The sequence below is a fragment of the Limosilactobacillus galli genome, from assembly GCF_947381495.1.
Lineage (GTDB): Bacteria > Bacillota > Bacilli > Lactobacillales > Lactobacillaceae > Limosilactobacillus > Limosilactobacillus galli.
Map to the genome: position 1 here is coordinate 1 of NZ_CANCWK010000142.1, position 254 is coordinate 254.

At 51.6% G+C, this 254-nt stretch carries 3 tRNA genes; all 3 read left to right on the forward strand.

Features of this window, described 5'->3' with window-relative positions:
* Position 1 precedes the first annotated feature (1 nt).
* Positions 2-74 (forward strand) — tRNA-Val (locus QOS10_RS09620).
* 29 nt (positions 75-103) lie between these two features.
* Positions 104-175 (forward strand) — tRNA-Gln (locus tag QOS10_RS09625).
* 5 nt (positions 176-180) lie between these two features.
* Positions 181-254 (forward strand) — tRNA-Asp (locus QOS10_RS09630).

The window sequence follows — 254 nt, forward strand, 5'->3', positions numbered from 1 at the left end:
TGGAGGATTAGCTCAGTTGGGAGAGCGTCTGCCTTACAAGCAGAGGGTCACAGGTTCGAGCCCTGTATCCTCCATTGTGGCACTTTGCCGCATAATTAAATATTGGGCTATAGCCAAGCGGTAAGGCAACGGTTTTTGGTACCGTCATGCGCTGGTTCGAATCCAGCTAGCCCAATATTTGGTCCGTTGGTCTAGTTGGTTTAGGACGCATCCCTGTCACGGATGAGATCACGAGTTCGAGTCTCGTACGGACC